This window comes from Candidatus Neomarinimicrobiota bacterium (genome assembly GCA_034716895.1).
Classification (GTDB): domain Bacteria; phylum Fidelibacterota; class UBA8477; order UBA8477; family JABMPR01; genus JABMPR01.
The window spans coordinates 16,727-32,257 of the sequence record JAYEKW010000006.1; the positions used below are offsets into that span (position 1 = coordinate 16,727).

A 15,531-nucleotide genomic window follows, 5' to 3' on the forward strand; every position below is an offset into this window, starting at 1 on the left:
CCGAGTTAAGCAAATGAGAAGGTTATAAAGGGATGAAATGGCCACAAGAATGAATCTCTTAAACAAGAATACTATAAAGGAGCACCCATGCCGACACAAATCATCTCAGATCTGATAAAATATCTTGACCAGAGCGTAACGGCGTATCATGCTGTGATATCGGCTGAAAAAGAATTGAAGGCAAAAGGTTTTATTCAGCTTTTCGAAAAAGATGCCTGGGATCTAAGCTCTTCGGGAAAATACTATGTGATCAGGGGCGAAAGTGCCCTGTTGGCCTGGCAAATGGGGAATGGTGATCAACCTGGTGTACGCTTGATTGGTGCCCACACGGATTCCCCGGGTCTGCACTTAAAGCCGCATGCCCAGTATAGTAATTCGGGTTATCTGCAATTGGGAGTCGAGGTTTATGGTGGTCCACTATTGGCCAGTTGGACAGATCGTGATCTTTCACTGGCCGGGCGAGTTGTTATTAAAGATAACGGACAACTAAAGGTCACTCCCTTTCGATCTGACAGGGTCTTGTTACGCGTTCCTCAATTGGCCATACATCTGAATCGTGAAGTCAATGAAAAGGGATTATTACTAAACAAACAAGATCACATGCCACCTATTCTTGCACTTGAAAGTGTTTCAGGGACTCCAGCCGATGAAAATCTGATACACACCCTGCTCGCGGAAGAGCTTGGGATAAAGTCAGAGGCCATTGTCAACTGGCAGTTGGAGTGCTATGACACTCAAAAAGCCCAGTTAAGCGGACTGCATGAAGAATTGTTGGTAAGTGGACGAATAGATAACCTGACCATGTGCCATACGGCCATTCAGGCGCTTACCAAAAAAGAATTCATAAGTCCCCAGACCACTATGATCGCGTTATTTGACAATGAAGAGATCGGAAGTGCGACGCAGAATGGGGCAGCATCTGCCTTTATCCGGGATATTATTCACCGGGTGGTGGATACAGATGATACACGGCATGCCTTGCAAAGGGGATTGGCAAACAGTCTTTGTATCTCTGCTGATGGAGCCCACGCTGTACACCCGAACTATGCGAAATTCCATGATCCACAACATTCAGTGAAAATGAATCAGGGACCCGTGATCAAGGTCAATGCCAACCATCGCTATGCCACCAGTGCCATAACAGCAGCCGTATTTGAGCAATTGGCTGAAGATGTGAATGTCCCGGTTCAACATTACATCCATAAGACCGATCTGCCTTGCGGGTCAACTATTGGACCCATCACCGAGAGTGGGTTGGGAATTCCCGTAGTAGATGCCGGAAATGCCATGTTGTCAATGCACTCAATTCGCGAAACTGCCGGTGCTGCGGATCATGAAATGATGTTCAAGATCATGCAGCAGTTTTTTACTAAAACGGAACTTTATTCGGTTTAAAGATGCTACATTTTAATTGATCGCATATCGTAGAGACGCAATGCATTGCGTCTCTACATGATGTATTATGGACATACACAGTTTGATAATAGCCATAAATCGGACTTCCATCACCACCAATAATTGATACATTATTTCGCTTTTTTTAGAATAGAATAAAGACATTACTGATCTTGAAGATGCGTTGTGCTTTCAGGCCCTGCAATGAACACGGGCCCAACCCCGTCAGATCCGGAAGGAAGCAGCGGTAAGCTTAGTGATTGTGTGCTGGATTTCCCTGAAGCACGCGCATCTTCAAGATCAGAATTTAATAAATGGATTCCCGCAGGTATCCCACTAAGGTGGATCTCAATCCCGGGACCCATTCAAACACAGTCTTCGCTCTAAAGAGCTTGAGATGTCGCCTGTCAAGTATGCCCGCACGGGTCGATGTGACAGGGTTGACGACGAAGTCCCGACAAGCGTATCGGAACGAGAGCGAAAAAACCTGAAAGTCGCGTGCCGTGCCTGATCAAGAATCAAAATATATTGTTTCTTCCCTGAAATACAGACCACAGACCTTTGAGGATGTTGTTGGTCAGGAACATGTTTCGCGCACACTGCGCAATGCCTTACAGCGTCAACGTTTGGCTAATGGGTACATCTTTACCGGACCCCGGGGAGTAGGTAAAACCACCTCAGCCAGAATCCTGGCCAAGGCCATAAATTGTGAGAACCCAAATGATGGAAATCCTTGTAATGAGTGTAACCATTGTATTGAAATCACTTCTGGTCGCAGTCTGGATGTGTTCGAAGTGGATGGTGCCTCTACCCGCGGGATCGATGCTATCAGGGAGTTGCGAGAAGTCGTTAAATATCCGCCTGCCAACTCAAATTATCGGGTTTATATCATCGATGAAGTGCACATGCTCACCAAGGAAGCCTTCAATGCCTTGTTGAAGACTCTGGAGGAGCCACCCCCGCAAGTGCTCTTTATTTTTGCCACTACAGAGCCTCAAAAAGTACCCCTGACCATTCTATCCAGATGCCAACGCTATGATTTTAGAATGATCTCGACTGAAACCATGGTTGCCAGACTGAAGATGATCAGCGAACGCGAAGGGATATCCATTTCAAACGATGGGTTAGCCCTCATCGCTCGTAAAGCAGCAGGCAGTCTACGTGATTCACTCAGCTTGCTTGATCAAGTATCAGCCTTTGCTGAGGATGAAGCTTCATTGGAATTGGTCAGACGCGTGCTGGGGGTTCTGGATGTTACGATCTACTTTGATATCATACATCATATTGCCAGTCAGTCATCGGAAAATGTGATCACTCAGTCCAACCTGCTTTTTTCACGTGGCATTAGCATTACGGAGTTTTTGCAAGGGCTTAGTGATCATATCAGGAACCTTTTAGTGGTAAAAGTGGCCGGGATCACATCATTTCTTGATGTTGCTGACTCTGATGTCGCAGCTTACGAGGAACAGGCTGGTTATTTTGAGGAGAGAGACCTGATCAGAATGCAGACCCTGGTTCTGGAAACGCTTCGAGACCAGCGATTTGTGAGTAATCAGATTGTTTCTGTTGAACTTATGCTGTTAAAACTCGCCCGAAGTACCCGGGCTCTGGATCTGGATGCTGTACTCAATGGGACAACACTGCCTCTATCCAGAGATATTCCAAAACCAAAGCCCGTTAAGCTGCCGGAACCTGAAAAGATCACTCAAACAGCCAAGCCCAAGATCAAACCCGTCCCATCAAAACCTGATACACAGGAACAAACACCTCAGATTAAACCGGTCGAGGAAGCTGCTTCAACACCTCTACCTCAAGTCGAGGAAAAAACTGAAAAGAGCCAGGTCACTCCTGCGCTGGTAGTTCATTCTGAACCAGCCGAAAATATTTCTAAGCATACTGCACCGGCCAGTGATTCAACTGGGTTGGAGGGTACGAAGCCTGATGAAACGATCTCTCTGGAAACCATAGTTAAGGGATGGGATACCTTTGTTGAAAGACTGGGAAAAGCAGGACGCTCTACCAGTGCCTTCATGAGTGAGGGATCACCGACAGTATTTGAACAGGGTTGCCTGACTATCGCCTTTGCGCCTGAACAGAGATACCACATTCAAACCCTGAACAAAACCATCAATACAATTCAGGATATAGCCAGTGAGCTCTTCCGAACCAGAATGGTCATCAAACTGGTCGAACAGAATGGTCACAAACCAAAAGAGCGTAAAGAAGATGAGTTACTGGCCCATCCTACATCGCAGCACCTTCTGGATATATTTGATGGTGAGATCATTGATGATTAATAACTGAAAATGATGCAGCATGCAATGTCATGAGAATAATAATTGTTTTTTTAAATAGGAGAAAACTCCAATGATGCCAAAAGGCGGAATGGGCAATCTGTTAAAACAAGCTCAAAAGATGCAAAAAGATATGGAAAAGGCTCAGGAAGAACTGGCCTCCATCGAAGTTGACGGCTCAGCCGGAGGCGGTATGGTGAAGGTGAGAGCCAATGCAAAAATACAGATCCTATCGATCAAGATCGAACCGGATGTTCTGGAGGATGATGTAGATATGGTTGAAGATCTGGTATTGGCAGCTGTTAATCAAGCCCTTACCAATGCCCAGGATGCGGCTAGCTCACGTATGGGTCAGGTTACCGGTGGTATGATGGGTGGCATGGGTGGTCTAAACATTCCCGGGCTTGGATGAAAATTATTCCAGACAGCCTGGATCGCATAACCCAGCAATTCTCGCGTTTTCCGGGAATTGGTAAAAAGACAGCGCAACGCATGGCTTTCCAACTGCTGGAATGGAATCGTGAAGATGTCCAACAACTGGGTGAAGTGATCATTCAAAGCAATGATAAACTTCAGCATTGTTCGATCTGTAATCTGATCACAGAAGCTGATCCCTGTCCGGTTTGTCAGGATACTCGCCGTGATGGATCTATTCTTTGTGTGGTCGAAGACTCCAAAGATGTTATGGCTATTGAGGAAACCAGCCGTTTTAATGGTAAATATCACATATTAGGTGGTGTTTTATCACCGCTGGATGGAGTTGGTCCCGATCAGTTGTTTATTAAAAGCCTTATGGATCGCGTGAATGCAGTAGCAGAGATTATCATTGCCATGAATCCCAGTGTGGAAGGTGAAACCACCTCCTTATACCTGACCAAGTTACTGCAGGATCGTGAGATAAAGATCACGCGACTGGCAAGAGGGATTCCCAGTGGTGGTGATCTGGAGTATATTGATGGCGTTACTTTAGGAAGAGCATTAGAAGATAGGCATGAAATGAAATGATACAAAATATACCAAATATCCTGACCATTTTTCGCATAGTCGTCACCCCATTAATTGTATGGTTTCTCATCGGATTTGATGGGTTCACTATTCATCTGGTGGCCGTGTTCCTGTTCCTTATCGCCTCGCTTACAGATTATTTTGACGGTATGCTGGCTCGCAAACTACAAGTAGTGAGCGAATTCGGTAAGTTTATGGATCCCCTGGCTGATAAGATTCTGGTAAACAGCACTTTCATTGCATTGAATATTATTGGTATCATGCCGATCTGGATCACTGCCGTGGTAATCTTGCGAGATATGGCGGTCACTTTGTTGCGCTGGGGCATGTTAGCCAATGGTGCGTCCATGAACACCAGCCAATTGGCGAAAGTTAAAACTACATTTCAGTATATTTCCATGTATGTGGGTCTGGTATTCATTCTCATGGGGCATTTTGAGGTGCTGGATAGTTTAGTGTCCTGGTTGGAAGAATGGTTTGTTACAGGGACTATCTTTATCATAACTGGACTGGTTACAGCCTATACTGGATTTGATTACCTTTGGATCAACAAGAAATTCCTCAGGTCCCTCTTCAAGGAAAATGGATGATCCCTTTACTGCGGGCTTTTACCTCAGTTGGTTATGTAGGTCGGATTCCAGGGGCGCCAGGTACCTATGGATCACTTGTCACACTCCCACTGGCATATTTTTGGACCAGTACCGTAACTGATAATATTTTTCTTACTCTCTTGTTTATCGTCATCCTTGCAGGCCTGGGTATTGCAGCTTCCAATCTGGTTGCAGGAGCCATGGGAATTGAAGATCCTGGTGAGATTGTTATTGATGAGGTGGTTGGCCAGTGGATCGCTTTATTGGCGATCCCGAATCACTGGGGTTATTGGCTTGCGGCTTTTATCCTTTTTAGAATATTTGACATCTGGAAGCCATGGCTCATCGATAAAGTGCAAAAATATCCTGGGGGATGGGGCATTATGTTGGATGATGTGTGTGCTGGCATGCTGGCCTTTTTATTGATCCAGGGGACTGCAGCCGTTCTATGACCCAGCTCAACGCCATTACCATCTCCATTGGAGATGAACTTCTATCTGGTAAAACCATTGATTCTAATAATGCCTTTATCTCTCAACAATTGAACCAGATCGGTATCCCGGTGAGTAAAAAGCTCATCATAGGTGATGTGAAAGAAGATATTATCGCTGCCTTGGACTGGGGATTCCAGGAAACTGATATTCTCACGCTGACAGGCGGTCTGGGTCCAACCCATGATGATATTACCAAGATGGTTCTCTGCGAATATTTTGATGTCAGCTTAAAAATGTATCCTGATCTGCTGGAAAAGATGAAGGAACGCTTTGCCAGACGAGGATTCAAATTCGCCCAGATCAACACCTCACAGGCCGAATACCCGGAAAATGCAGAATTATTGCACAATTCCAGAGGTACTGCTCAGGGAATGTATTTTAAGCACTTCGGGAAACACCTCTTTGTTATGCCTGGAGTTCCTGGTGAGATGAGAGTCATCACCACTGAGCATATCATTCCAATTTTGAGCAAAATGACCGGGGCTCAAACCGAACTTATGGATATTCACACCATCGGTATCCCAGAATCAACATTGTATGAGATCACCAAGCCTGTCTTCGATGAATATGCAGGAAGCAAGATCGCCTATTTACCAAAACAGGGCGAGGTCAGCATTCGGATCTCTTTTGATTCAAAACCCTCAACAAATAGCAGCTCGAAGCTGGATTCTATTTATGAAAAAATAAAAGCATTGCTTCCCCAGCAGATCTATGGTCGTGATGGAGATAATCTTGGTTCTGTGGTAGGAGGTCTTCTTTTAAAACAGAAGGCTACTGTGGCCACAGCAGAGTCCTGTACTGGCGGTCTGATCGCCAGTCAGATCACAGATATAGGTGGGAGCAGCGACTATTTTAAAACCGGATTTGTGACCTACGCCAATGAGACCAAGATGTCCATGTTGGATGTCCAGGAACAGACCCTCATCGATCACGGCGCGGTGAGCGAAGCAACCGTCTCAGAAATGCTGGCAGGAACGCTTGTAAAAAGTGGATCTGACTATGCCATTGCTGTATCAGGGGTGGCCGGGCCAACTGGTGGAAGCGATGAAAAGCCGGTTGGAACCGTTTACATTGGGGTTGCAGATGCAGATAACCAGTTTATCCGCAGGTTTCAATTCGGTAAGAATAGGATTATGAATAAAGAGATGAGTGCTAAAGCAGCACTAAACCTGTTGCGATTATTTATTCAAGGGCAGATCACATGAACCCGATTCGCACATTTCTGGCTTTGCCGCTGCCCAGGGAATTACGAGGCTATTTATTTACACTTGCGGATCAGATCAAAGATCCCCAGGATCAGATCAACTGGGTCAAGCGAGCCAATATTCACATTACCTTGAACTTCCTGGGTGATACGAATCCAGAGTTGATCGAGGAACAAGCTCGGGGACTTGAAGCATTGGTTGGCTCATTTTCAGCTATCGACATTGGAATAACAGATACCGGGATTTTCCCGCACGCCAATGACCCGCGGGTACTCTGGGTTGGTTCCGCGCCCTATGATGATACTCTGATATCCTTTAAAAACAGACTGAATGATCATTTGAAACAACTTGGATATCCTATTGATTATCGCAAGTTTCAACCCCATATTACGCTCGGTCGCGTTAAAACAATCTCACGCAAAAGTACATTTATTCATGACTTCCTAGCAGAAGAAGTCCGTGAAATAGATTTCGAGATCCGGGAGTTGAAGTGGGTTAAGAGCACTTTGACTGCTGCAGGTGCGATCTATGAGGAAATACAAACTTTTAAATTTAACACGGGAGACCAGAGATGAGTGCGGCTCAGAACAAATCAACTGATAAAGACAAAGCCATCGAACTGGCAGTTTCACAAATTGAACGACAATTTGGAGCTGGTGCGGTCATGCGATTGGGTGAAGATCAGATCAACAAGTATGTAGATGCCATCTCTACTGGGGCTTTGTCACTGGATGCTGCTTTGGGCGTTGGTGGTGTTCCACGGGGACGGATTATTGAGATCTACGGCCCGGAATCATCAGGGAAAACGACCCTGGCTTTGCATATCGTAGCCAATGCCCAAAAAAATGGTGGCTATGCTGCTTTTGTTGATGCAGAACATGCCCTGGATCCTAAATATGCCGGTCAATTAGGTGTGGATATTAAGAACTTACTCATTTCTCAACCAGATTCAGGTGAACAGGCTCTGGAGATCACTGAAACCCTTGTTCGCAGCAACGCGTTGGATGTAATTGTCATCGATTCTGTGGCTGCCCTTGTGCCCAGAGCCGAGCTGGAAGGCGAAATGGGTGACAGTCACATGGGTCTCCACGCCCGTCTTATGTCCCAGGCTCTGCGAAAACTGACTGGGGCAGTTTCTAAATCGAATACCTCAGTTATTTTCATCAATCAGATCCGCGAGAAGATAGGGGTCATGTTTGGGAGTCCTGAGACGACCACAGGTGGTAGAGCTCTCAAATTCTACGCAACGGTACGGATGGATATTCGTCGCATCGGTGCGCTAAAGGATGGACAAGATAATATTGGTAATCGAGTACGGGTTAAGGTCGTTAAGAATAAAATGGCCCCACCATTCCGGGAGACTGAGCTGGATATCATGTTTGGTCAGGGGTTCTCATTCGAGGGTGATGTTCTCGATCTGGCATTAAAAGCAAATCTGGTCCAGAAAAGTGGTTCCTGGTTCAGTTATGGCGAGGATCGCCTGGGACAGGGTAAAGAGAATGTGAAAAAATTCTTTATTGATAACTCTGATCTGTTCCAGAAATTAACCGGTGAGGTCCGCCAGTTCCTGGGCATGGATGAACCTGAAAATGACAACACGGAAGCATAATTAATATCTTTACCTGATGATCAGAAGCCCACGACTCTAGTCGTGGGTTACTGTTGAAGTTCGTTACCATTGCGACAACTTTTATGTCTAGAATCACCGCAATCACCCAACAAAAAAAACTGCAACACCGTTTCAATCTGTTTGTCGATGGCAAATTCGAGATCGGTGTTGATGGTTCTCTGGTTATCAAATATGACCTGAAGACCGGTGACCCTTACACCGCTGAATTGCAGCATAATCTTGAGAATGATGACCGAGTGGAGCTGGCCTATACCGGGCTGTTGAATTTCATCGCATACCGGGAACGCTGTGAGTTTGAAGTTATGCAATGGTTATTCAAAAAAGGTTATTCAGATCTTGAAGATGACCTGGTCAAGCGCCTTAAGGATAAAAATTATCTCAACGATTCCAGGTTTGCCCGGCTCTTTATCCGTGATCGGGTAAAATTGAAAGGTTGGGGTCCAAACCGTTTGCGGAATGAATTATTTTCCAAAAGAATTGGTAAAAATATCATTGAGGATGAGCTTGAGATCATTCGCCAGGACTATGATTTTGATCAAATGGCTGCCGAGCAGATCCAGCGAAAAGTGAAATATCTAACGCATCCAACATTCAAGGATAAAAAACGCCTATGGACTTTCCTGCAACGCAGGGGTTTCGAAAGTTCTTCCATCACTTTGGCTCTGTCTCAGATTGAATTTACTGACGACATTTAAAAATAATTATGGCTCATCGCCATAATGCGTACCTGGAGACGAGGATATTGGGGATATAAGGGTATAGAGGCTGTGTGAAAATAGGGACAACACTTACCCCATGCTTTAGCTTGGGGGTATGATAACCTACTATTTCCTAGGGCTTTAGCCCAGTATTGTTGGGCTAAAGCCCTCCTTTTTTAATGTTTTTATAACCCCCAGGCTGAAGCCTGGGGTAAGTGTCATTATTAACAGCACTATACGTAGATTGCTAAAGGTAATATTAGCAAGCAATTATTCCATTGCAATGAAGTTTCCACACAGCCTCTATAACCCTTATACCTTTATACCCCAGAATATGTTATTGACCCCCAATCTCAATGATTGTATCCAGGTACGCATTATTATAATGAACCATAATTATTTTCTACAACGGCCAGATAATGGGTATCAGGATCACACCTACGATCCCCAGAATGATGTGCAGTGGAATACCGGCCTTCATGAAATCCATATACCGATAGTTACCAGGAGTAAATACCATGGTGTTGGTCTGATAGCCATTTGGGGTCATAAAGGACAGGGAGGCGGCAAACATGATGGTCATGATGAAAGGCATGGTAGACAAGCCCAGTATTCCGGCGGATTCGATGGCTAATGGGGTCATGATGATGGCTGTGGCTGTGTGAGATAGGAAAGAGGTCATGATCATGGTCACAAAAAAGAGAATGGCAATCAGACCTATATCACCAAAATTGCCACTAGCTGAGGTTATCAACCCACCGATTCGATCAGCCAATCCAATGGTTTGCATGGCAGCCCCCAGGGGGATTAAAGCGGCGATCAGGAAGATAACAGACCAGTTGATAGATTTGTAGGCTTCTTGAGCAGGGACGATCCCAGTGGCCATTACCACAATAGCACCCAACAGACTGGCCTCCATAATGGACATAATATTTAAAGCAGCTAGACCCACCACGATGGGAATGATCGAAACAGCAAGCCACCAGTATTTGATTTTGTGCAGCGTGCAGTCAAGTTCGTCCAACATGATGAAATTTGGATCAGTATTCAAGGCAGACATGCGGGTCCGGGATCCGAAAATCAGCAGGGTATCGAATTGTCTTAATTTGATGTGACCGATCTTTTTTCTGACGATCTCACGGTAATGGCGAACTGCCAGTACGAACAGGCCATAACGACGACGAAAATCAATTTCCATGAGGGATGCACCAGCCAGACGTGAATTAGGTGATACCATGGCCTCTACCAGGATGTTCTCATTGTTAGCCAGTTCGCTATCGTTCATTTTGACATCGGTTAGCAGCAGTACTTTTTGTTCAGATCGAAACTGCTGAAGTTTATCAACGGAGCATTGAACCAGCATGATGTCATCAGGTTTGAGTATGATATTTCGCAAATTGGTAGTGATATGCTTAACACCTCGAATTATTTCCAACACGGTGAGTTCATAGGTTGCCCCGAGATTCAACTCCAAGAATTTTTTGTCAACCAGAGGAGATTCTTCGGTGAGTTTGACTTCAGTAAGGTAGGTTCCCATGTGATACTTCTGCGTTAGACCGGAAACCGGTACTCGGGATGGCAGGATCCAGCGCTGGGCAAGGAGAATATAAGCCGTCGTAACTGCCACCAGGATCACTCCCAGTTTACTCAATTCAAAAACACCAATATAGAAGCCGGCATCTGTAGCGATATCATTTACAATCAGGTTCGTGGAAGTTCCAATAACAGTACAAGTGCCACCTACAATGGCAGCGTATGATAGGGGAATCATGATCTTGGATACACTGACCTTCAAGCGATGCGAAAGTTCAGTTGCGACTGGTATCAGGATAGCCACGGTAGCTGTATTGTTGATAAATGCCGAGAAAATGCTGACTGCCAGTAAAAAGAGGGAGGTCACCGCCCAGTTACGACCCCGTCCATTCTCTTCGAGCCAGACAGTAAACACTCGAATAAAGCCGGTTTTGGTGAAAGCATGGCTGAGAACGAACATTGCCCCAATGGTAATCACGGCTTTATTTGAGAAACCGGCGATGGCTTCATTCTTATCAACCAACCCGCTAAGCAGCAGGGCGGCCAAGACCAGCAAAGAAGTGACTTCAATAGGAAACCACTCCCTGATGAAAGCGATCAAAGAAATAAAGAGGATCATGAAGAACAATAGCGTCTGGGTCTCTGGCATAGGCACTATTTTAGAATTCAATACCATAAATGCAAATGGAAGGTTGACTAAAATCCTAGCCTGCATTATTCATGAATTATTGCCACGAAGACACTAAGTCACGAAAATTATTAAAGTTATGAACAAGGTTATTTTAAACAGTATTATTTGCATCTGTGAGTGATAATTTTTGATAAGCATATATTTTATTTAACTTTGTGTCTTGGTGACTTAGTGGCTATGAATTATTTAGGCTAGTTGTGCAGGCCATTTATATTTATTGGATTGGGGACCTCTTCTTTATTGATTCTCTGTCATATCTGAATATTTTACGTCAATATGGCAGAATTTAAACTAAAAACTGATTATTCTCCCTTGGGAGACCAACCTGAAGCGATCAATGAGCTGGTGAAGGGGATTCAGGATGGAACTCCCTTCCAAACACTGCTGGGCGTCACCGGTAGCGGTAAAACCTATACGGTAGCCAATGTGATCCAGCAGGTCAGCAAACCAACCCTCATCGTTTCCCATAATAAAACCCTTGCAGCTCAGCTCTATGGTGAGTTCAAAGGCTTTTTTCCTGAGAATGCTGTAGAATATTTTATTTCCTACTATGACTATTATCAACCGGAAGCGTATTTGCCGGTTACCGACACATTTATTGAAAAAGATATGTCCATGAATGAGGAGATCGATAAGCTGCGACTGAAAGCCACCAGTGCTTTGCTTTCCCGCAGGGACGTGGTCGTTGTGGCTTCTGTTTCCTGTATCTATGGCTTGGGAGACCCGGCTGAATACAAAAAATCACTGGTTATCATCAACAAGGGATCCAGCTACAATCAGCGTGACATCATGCGTAAGCTGGTTGATATCTATTACGAACGCAATGATGTGAATTTCATGCGGGGTAAATTTCGAGTGAGGGGGGATGTATTGGAGATCTTTCCAGCCTATCACGAATATGCCATTCGAATCGAATTCTGGGGCAACGATGTCACCGATATCATGACCATTGATCCGCTCACCGGTGAAGTGATGTCTGAGGATGATGTCTGCGTCATCTATCCCGCCCGGCACTTTGTCACAACAGATACCCACATTCACAAGGCCCTGGACAGCATCGAAGCTGAACTTCAGGAGCAGGTAGCCATCTTTAGGAAAAGCGGACAACTCCTTGAGGCTCAACGGATTGAGCAACGCACTAAGTTTGATATTGAGATGCTGCGAGAGGTGGGACACTGTTCGGGTATTGAGAATTACAGTCGGCATCTGACCGGGCGAAAACCAGGCGATCGTCCCTTTACTCTCCTGGATTTCTTTCCAGATGATTTTCTACTGATCATCGATGAATCCCATGTAACCCTGCCACAGTTTAGAGGCATGTACAATGGGGATCAGTCTCGCAAACGAACTCTGGTGGAGTATGGCTTCAGGCTGCCTTCGGCCATGGATAACCGGCCTCTGAAACTGCCTGAATTCGAATCTCTCATGCATCAGGTTATCTTTACTACCGCCACTCCCTCTGACTATGAACTGGAGAAATCTGAAGGTGTTGTTGTTGATCAGGTCATTCGACCCACTGGTTTGTTGGATCCAGAGATCGACGTGCGTTCCAGCGAAGGCCAGATAGATGATCTCATGGAAGAAATCAATCAGCGGGTTGACCGGCAGGAGCGGGTATTGATCGTGACCCTCACCAAGCGCATGTCGGAAGATCTGACAGACTATCTCACGAATTACCACTTACGGGTGCGCTATCTGCATTCAGAGATCGATAGTATCAAGCGGATCTCCATTCTCCGTGATCTGCGACTTGGTGAATTTGATGTCTTGGTGGGTATAAACCTGCTTAGAGAAGGACTGGATTTACCGGAGGTCTCACTGGTCGCCATCATCGATGCTGATAAGGAAGGCTTTCTCAGAAGCAAAACATCCTTGATGCAGATCGCTGGTCGTGCTGCCCGACATGCCCGGGGGAAAGTTATCCTCTATGCCGATAAAATGACAGCCAGCATGCAGTATCTCATTGAGACCACTAATGATAGACGCGAACGACAAGTCGCCTACAATGAAGCCCATGGCATTGTCCCCGAAACTATTTATAAGACCAGAGAAGAGATCATGGGGATCACCAGTGTGGCGGATGCCATGCAGGGGAAAGAGGATGCAATTCGCGAAAGTCTGAAGAAATATGACACTGATTATGAATCCGGTGAGCTGCTGGATCTCATGCGTCAGGATATGCTTCGAGCAGCAGAGAGCCTGGACTTTGAAAAGGCTGCCATGATCAGAGATGAGATCAAAAAACTTAAGCTTGAGATGAAACGCTAAAATGAATATGTATTTTGAGGAACATCAAGACAACAACCTGCAGAAACGCTTTGGTATTCTGGGGAAATCAGCCGGTGTACGGAGTATGCTGGCAACCATTGAGCAGGTTGCACCAACTGAGATATCGGTTTTGATAGCTGGTGACAGTGGTTCTGGTAAAGAACTGGTGGCCATGGCTTTACATAAGCATAGCAGACGTGCTCACAAACCTTTCATTATCGTGAATTGCGGTGCCATACCAGCCGGCATTATCGAAAGTGAGCTATTTGGCCATAAAAAAGGTTCTTTCACTGGTGCAGCGAGTGATCGCAAGGGCTATTTCCAATCAGCAAATGGTGGTACCATATTTTTAGATGAGATCGGTGAAACCCCCCTGGAAACCCAGGTAAAATTACTGAGAGTACTGGAGCAGGGTGAATTTTTACCGGTTGGATCATCGACCAGTATGAAGGTGGATGTTCGGATAGTAGCAGCCTCAAATCGAAACCTGGAAAAGGAGGTTGAAGCAGGTACTTTTCGAAAGGATCTTTATTATCGCTTGAAAGCCATTACGATCAACGTGCCTTCGCTTAACGAACGTAAGGAGGATATTCCAATTTTGGCCGATAAGTTTGCCCATGATTGTGCCATTCGGAATCAGATATTGTTCAAAGGCTTTTCTGAAGGTGCTTATCGGGCGATGATTCAACATCGCTGGCCTGGCAATATCAGAGAATTAAAGAATTTTATCGAGAGCCTGGTCATTCTTGAAAAGGGTGGTGTGATCAAGACCGATGTGATCTACCGCTACTTGAATGCCGACTCTAGTCCCGCTGAACTAAATCCGCTATTACCGGTAAAACTTGATCGCAGCGTGAACCAGGCAGAGCGCGAGCTGATCCTGCAGCAATTATTCATGCTCAGACGTGAGATCGCAGAAATGAAGGAGGTCATTGCCCATAGCCTGCAACGGAGACCGTCTGGTGAAAGTTCAAAGGATGAGTACCAGCCGGCGCTTGAAGTATTACAGGGTGAGCACTCTCAGGAAATAGGTGATTCTGAGAATCAGCTTATTTTAAATCCTCAAATGCTGGGTAACTTGACCGCTGCTCAGGTAGAAAAAGAATTGATCCTGAAGAGTTTGCAGAGATTCAATTTTAACAAGCGTAAAACCGCCCAGGCTCTGGAAATGGCTGAACGGACACTGTATAGAAAGATCAAGGAATATGGTATTGCTAAAGAGAGTTAGTTGGTTTCTATCGGTTCTGTTTCTGCTGGCCAATTGTGGTATATATTCATTCAAAGGGAGTATCCCTGATCATCTCCATGATCTGGAGTTGGTCACATTCAAGAATTTGACCACCGAATTTGCTGTGGAAACAGATATCGAAGAGGCCCTTACTGAACGATTATTGAATGAACAGCTATTGCCGTTTTCTGCAAAAGAGTCCCCCGATTCAAGAATTGAAGGGAAGATTAATAGTATCGCAGATAAGCCAAATAGTTTTGATGAGAACGAAAATATTTTAGACTACCGACTTGAGTTTCGGGGCGAGGTTATCTGGTATGATCTCGTAAGGGATTCACAGCTATTTAAAAAGAATTATACAGTTTTTGGAACTTACTTCAGTGAGGATGAAAATGCCAACCGAAGTGATGCTGAAAAACTTGAAAGAGAAGATGCGTATGATGAGGCGATCGAGAAATTGATCGATCTTATTGTTGAATCAATGACAGAAGAATGGTAAG

At 45.1% G+C, this 15,531-nt stretch carries 14 protein-coding genes and 1 other RNA gene; 14 read left to right on the plus strand and 1 reads right to left on the minus strand.

Annotated features, from left to right (window positions below):
• Positions 1 to 87 precede the first annotated feature (87 nt).
• The 11 genes from U9Q77_00395 (at position 88) to U9Q77_00445 (ending at position 9,308) form a co-directional block, all read left to right on the plus strand.
• The gene (locus tag U9Q77_00395; protein ID MEA3285820.1) at positions 88 to 1,395 is read left to right on the plus strand and encodes a M18 family aminopeptidase; all 1,308 of its coding nucleotides are present in this window, start codon (positions 88 to 90) and stop codon (positions 1,393 to 1,395) included.
• Between the two features lie 190 nt (positions 1,396 to 1,585).
• Positions 1,586 to 1,681: signal recognition particle sRNA small type (ffs, locus tag U9Q77_00400), an RNA gene on the plus strand.
• A 217-nt stretch (positions 1,682 to 1,898) separates the two neighbouring features.
• The gene (gene dnaX, locus U9Q77_00405; protein ID MEA3285821.1) at positions 1,899 to 3,692 is read left to right on the plus strand and encodes a DNA polymerase III subunit gamma/tau; all 1,794 of its coding nucleotides are present in this window, start codon (positions 1,899 to 1,901) and stop codon (positions 3,690 to 3,692) included.
• Between the two features lie 73 nt (positions 3,693 to 3,765).
• Positions 3,766 to 4,101, plus strand: a complete 336-nt coding sequence (locus tag U9Q77_00410) for a YbaB/EbfC family nucleoid-associated protein (GenBank protein MEA3285822.1) — start codon at positions 3,766 to 3,768, stop codon at positions 4,099 to 4,101.
• A complete protein-coding gene (recR, locus tag U9Q77_00415) occupies positions 4,098 to 4,694 on the plus strand; it encodes a recombination mediator RecR (protein MEA3285823.1) in 597 nt (198 codons plus the stop codon). The genes U9Q77_00410 and recR overlap by 4 nt, the downstream gene beginning before the upstream one ends.
• A complete protein-coding gene (gene pgsA / locus U9Q77_00420; GenBank protein ID MEA3285824.1) occupies positions 4,691 to 5,284 on the plus strand; it encodes a CDP-diacylglycerol--glycerol-3-phosphate 3-phosphatidyltransferase in 594 nt (197 codons plus the stop codon). Before recR ends, pgsA begins: the two co-directional genes overlap by 4 nt.
• Positions 5,281 to 5,736, plus strand: a complete 456-nt coding sequence (locus U9Q77_00425) for a phosphatidylglycerophosphatase A (protein ID MEA3285825.1) — start codon at positions 5,281 to 5,283, stop codon at positions 5,734 to 5,736. Before pgsA ends, U9Q77_00425 begins: the two co-directional genes overlap by 4 nt.
• Positions 5,733 to 6,983, plus strand: coding sequence for a competence/damage-inducible protein A (locus U9Q77_00430; protein MEA3285826.1), 1,251 nt, complete (start codon positions 5,733 to 5,735; stop codon positions 6,981 to 6,983). The genes U9Q77_00425 and U9Q77_00430 overlap by 4 nt, the downstream gene beginning before the upstream one ends.
• Positions 6,980 to 7,558, plus strand: coding sequence for an RNA 2',3'-cyclic phosphodiesterase (gene thpR, locus U9Q77_00435; GenBank protein MEA3285827.1), 579 nt, complete (start codon positions 6,980 to 6,982; stop codon positions 7,556 to 7,558). Before U9Q77_00430 ends, thpR begins: the two co-directional genes overlap by 4 nt.
• Complete coding sequence (gene recA, locus U9Q77_00440) at positions 7,555 to 8,592, plus strand: recombinase RecA (protein MEA3285828.1); 1,038 nt, start codon at positions 7,555 to 7,557, stop codon at positions 8,590 to 8,592. The genes thpR and recA overlap by 4 nt, the downstream gene beginning before the upstream one ends.
• Positions 8,593 to 8,675: 83 nt before the next feature.
• Entirely contained in the window at positions 8,676 to 9,308 is a 633-nt protein-coding gene (locus U9Q77_00445) for a RecX family transcriptional regulator (GenBank protein MEA3285829.1), read from the plus strand.
• A gap of 406 nt (positions 9,309 to 9,714) precedes the next feature.
• On the opposite strand, the gene U9Q77_00450 is transcribed toward U9Q77_00445, so the two are convergent.
• Complete coding sequence (locus tag U9Q77_00450) at positions 9,715 to 11,514, minus strand: SLC13 family permease (GenBank protein ID MEA3285830.1); 1,800 nt, start codon at positions 11,512 to 11,514, stop codon at positions 9,715 to 9,717.
• Positions 11,515 to 11,811: 297 nt separating this feature from the next.
• Between U9Q77_00450 and uvrB the strand changes: the two genes are divergently transcribed.
• The 3 genes from uvrB to lptE are packed head-to-tail and all read left to right on the plus strand — an operon-like array spanning position 11,812 to position 15,530.
• Positions 11,812 to 13,803: an excinuclease ABC subunit UvrB gene (gene uvrB, locus U9Q77_00455; protein MEA3285831.1), complete on the plus strand. Its 1,992-nt coding sequence runs from the start codon at positions 11,812 to 11,814 to the stop codon at positions 13,801 to 13,803.
• 1 nt (position 13,804) lies between these two features.
• Positions 13,805 to 15,031 carry a sigma-54 dependent transcriptional regulator gene (locus U9Q77_00460; GenBank protein ID MEA3285832.1) on the plus strand — a complete coding sequence of 409 codons (1,227 nt, stop codon included), beginning with the start codon at positions 13,805 to 13,807 and terminating at the stop codon, positions 15,029 to 15,031.
• On the plus strand, positions 15,015 to 15,530 hold the full coding sequence (gene lptE / locus U9Q77_00465; protein MEA3285833.1) for an LPS assembly lipoprotein LptE: 516 nt from the start codon (positions 15,015 to 15,017) through the stop codon (positions 15,528 to 15,530). Before U9Q77_00460 ends, lptE begins: the two co-directional genes overlap by 17 nt.
• Position 15,531 lies beyond the last annotated feature (1 nt).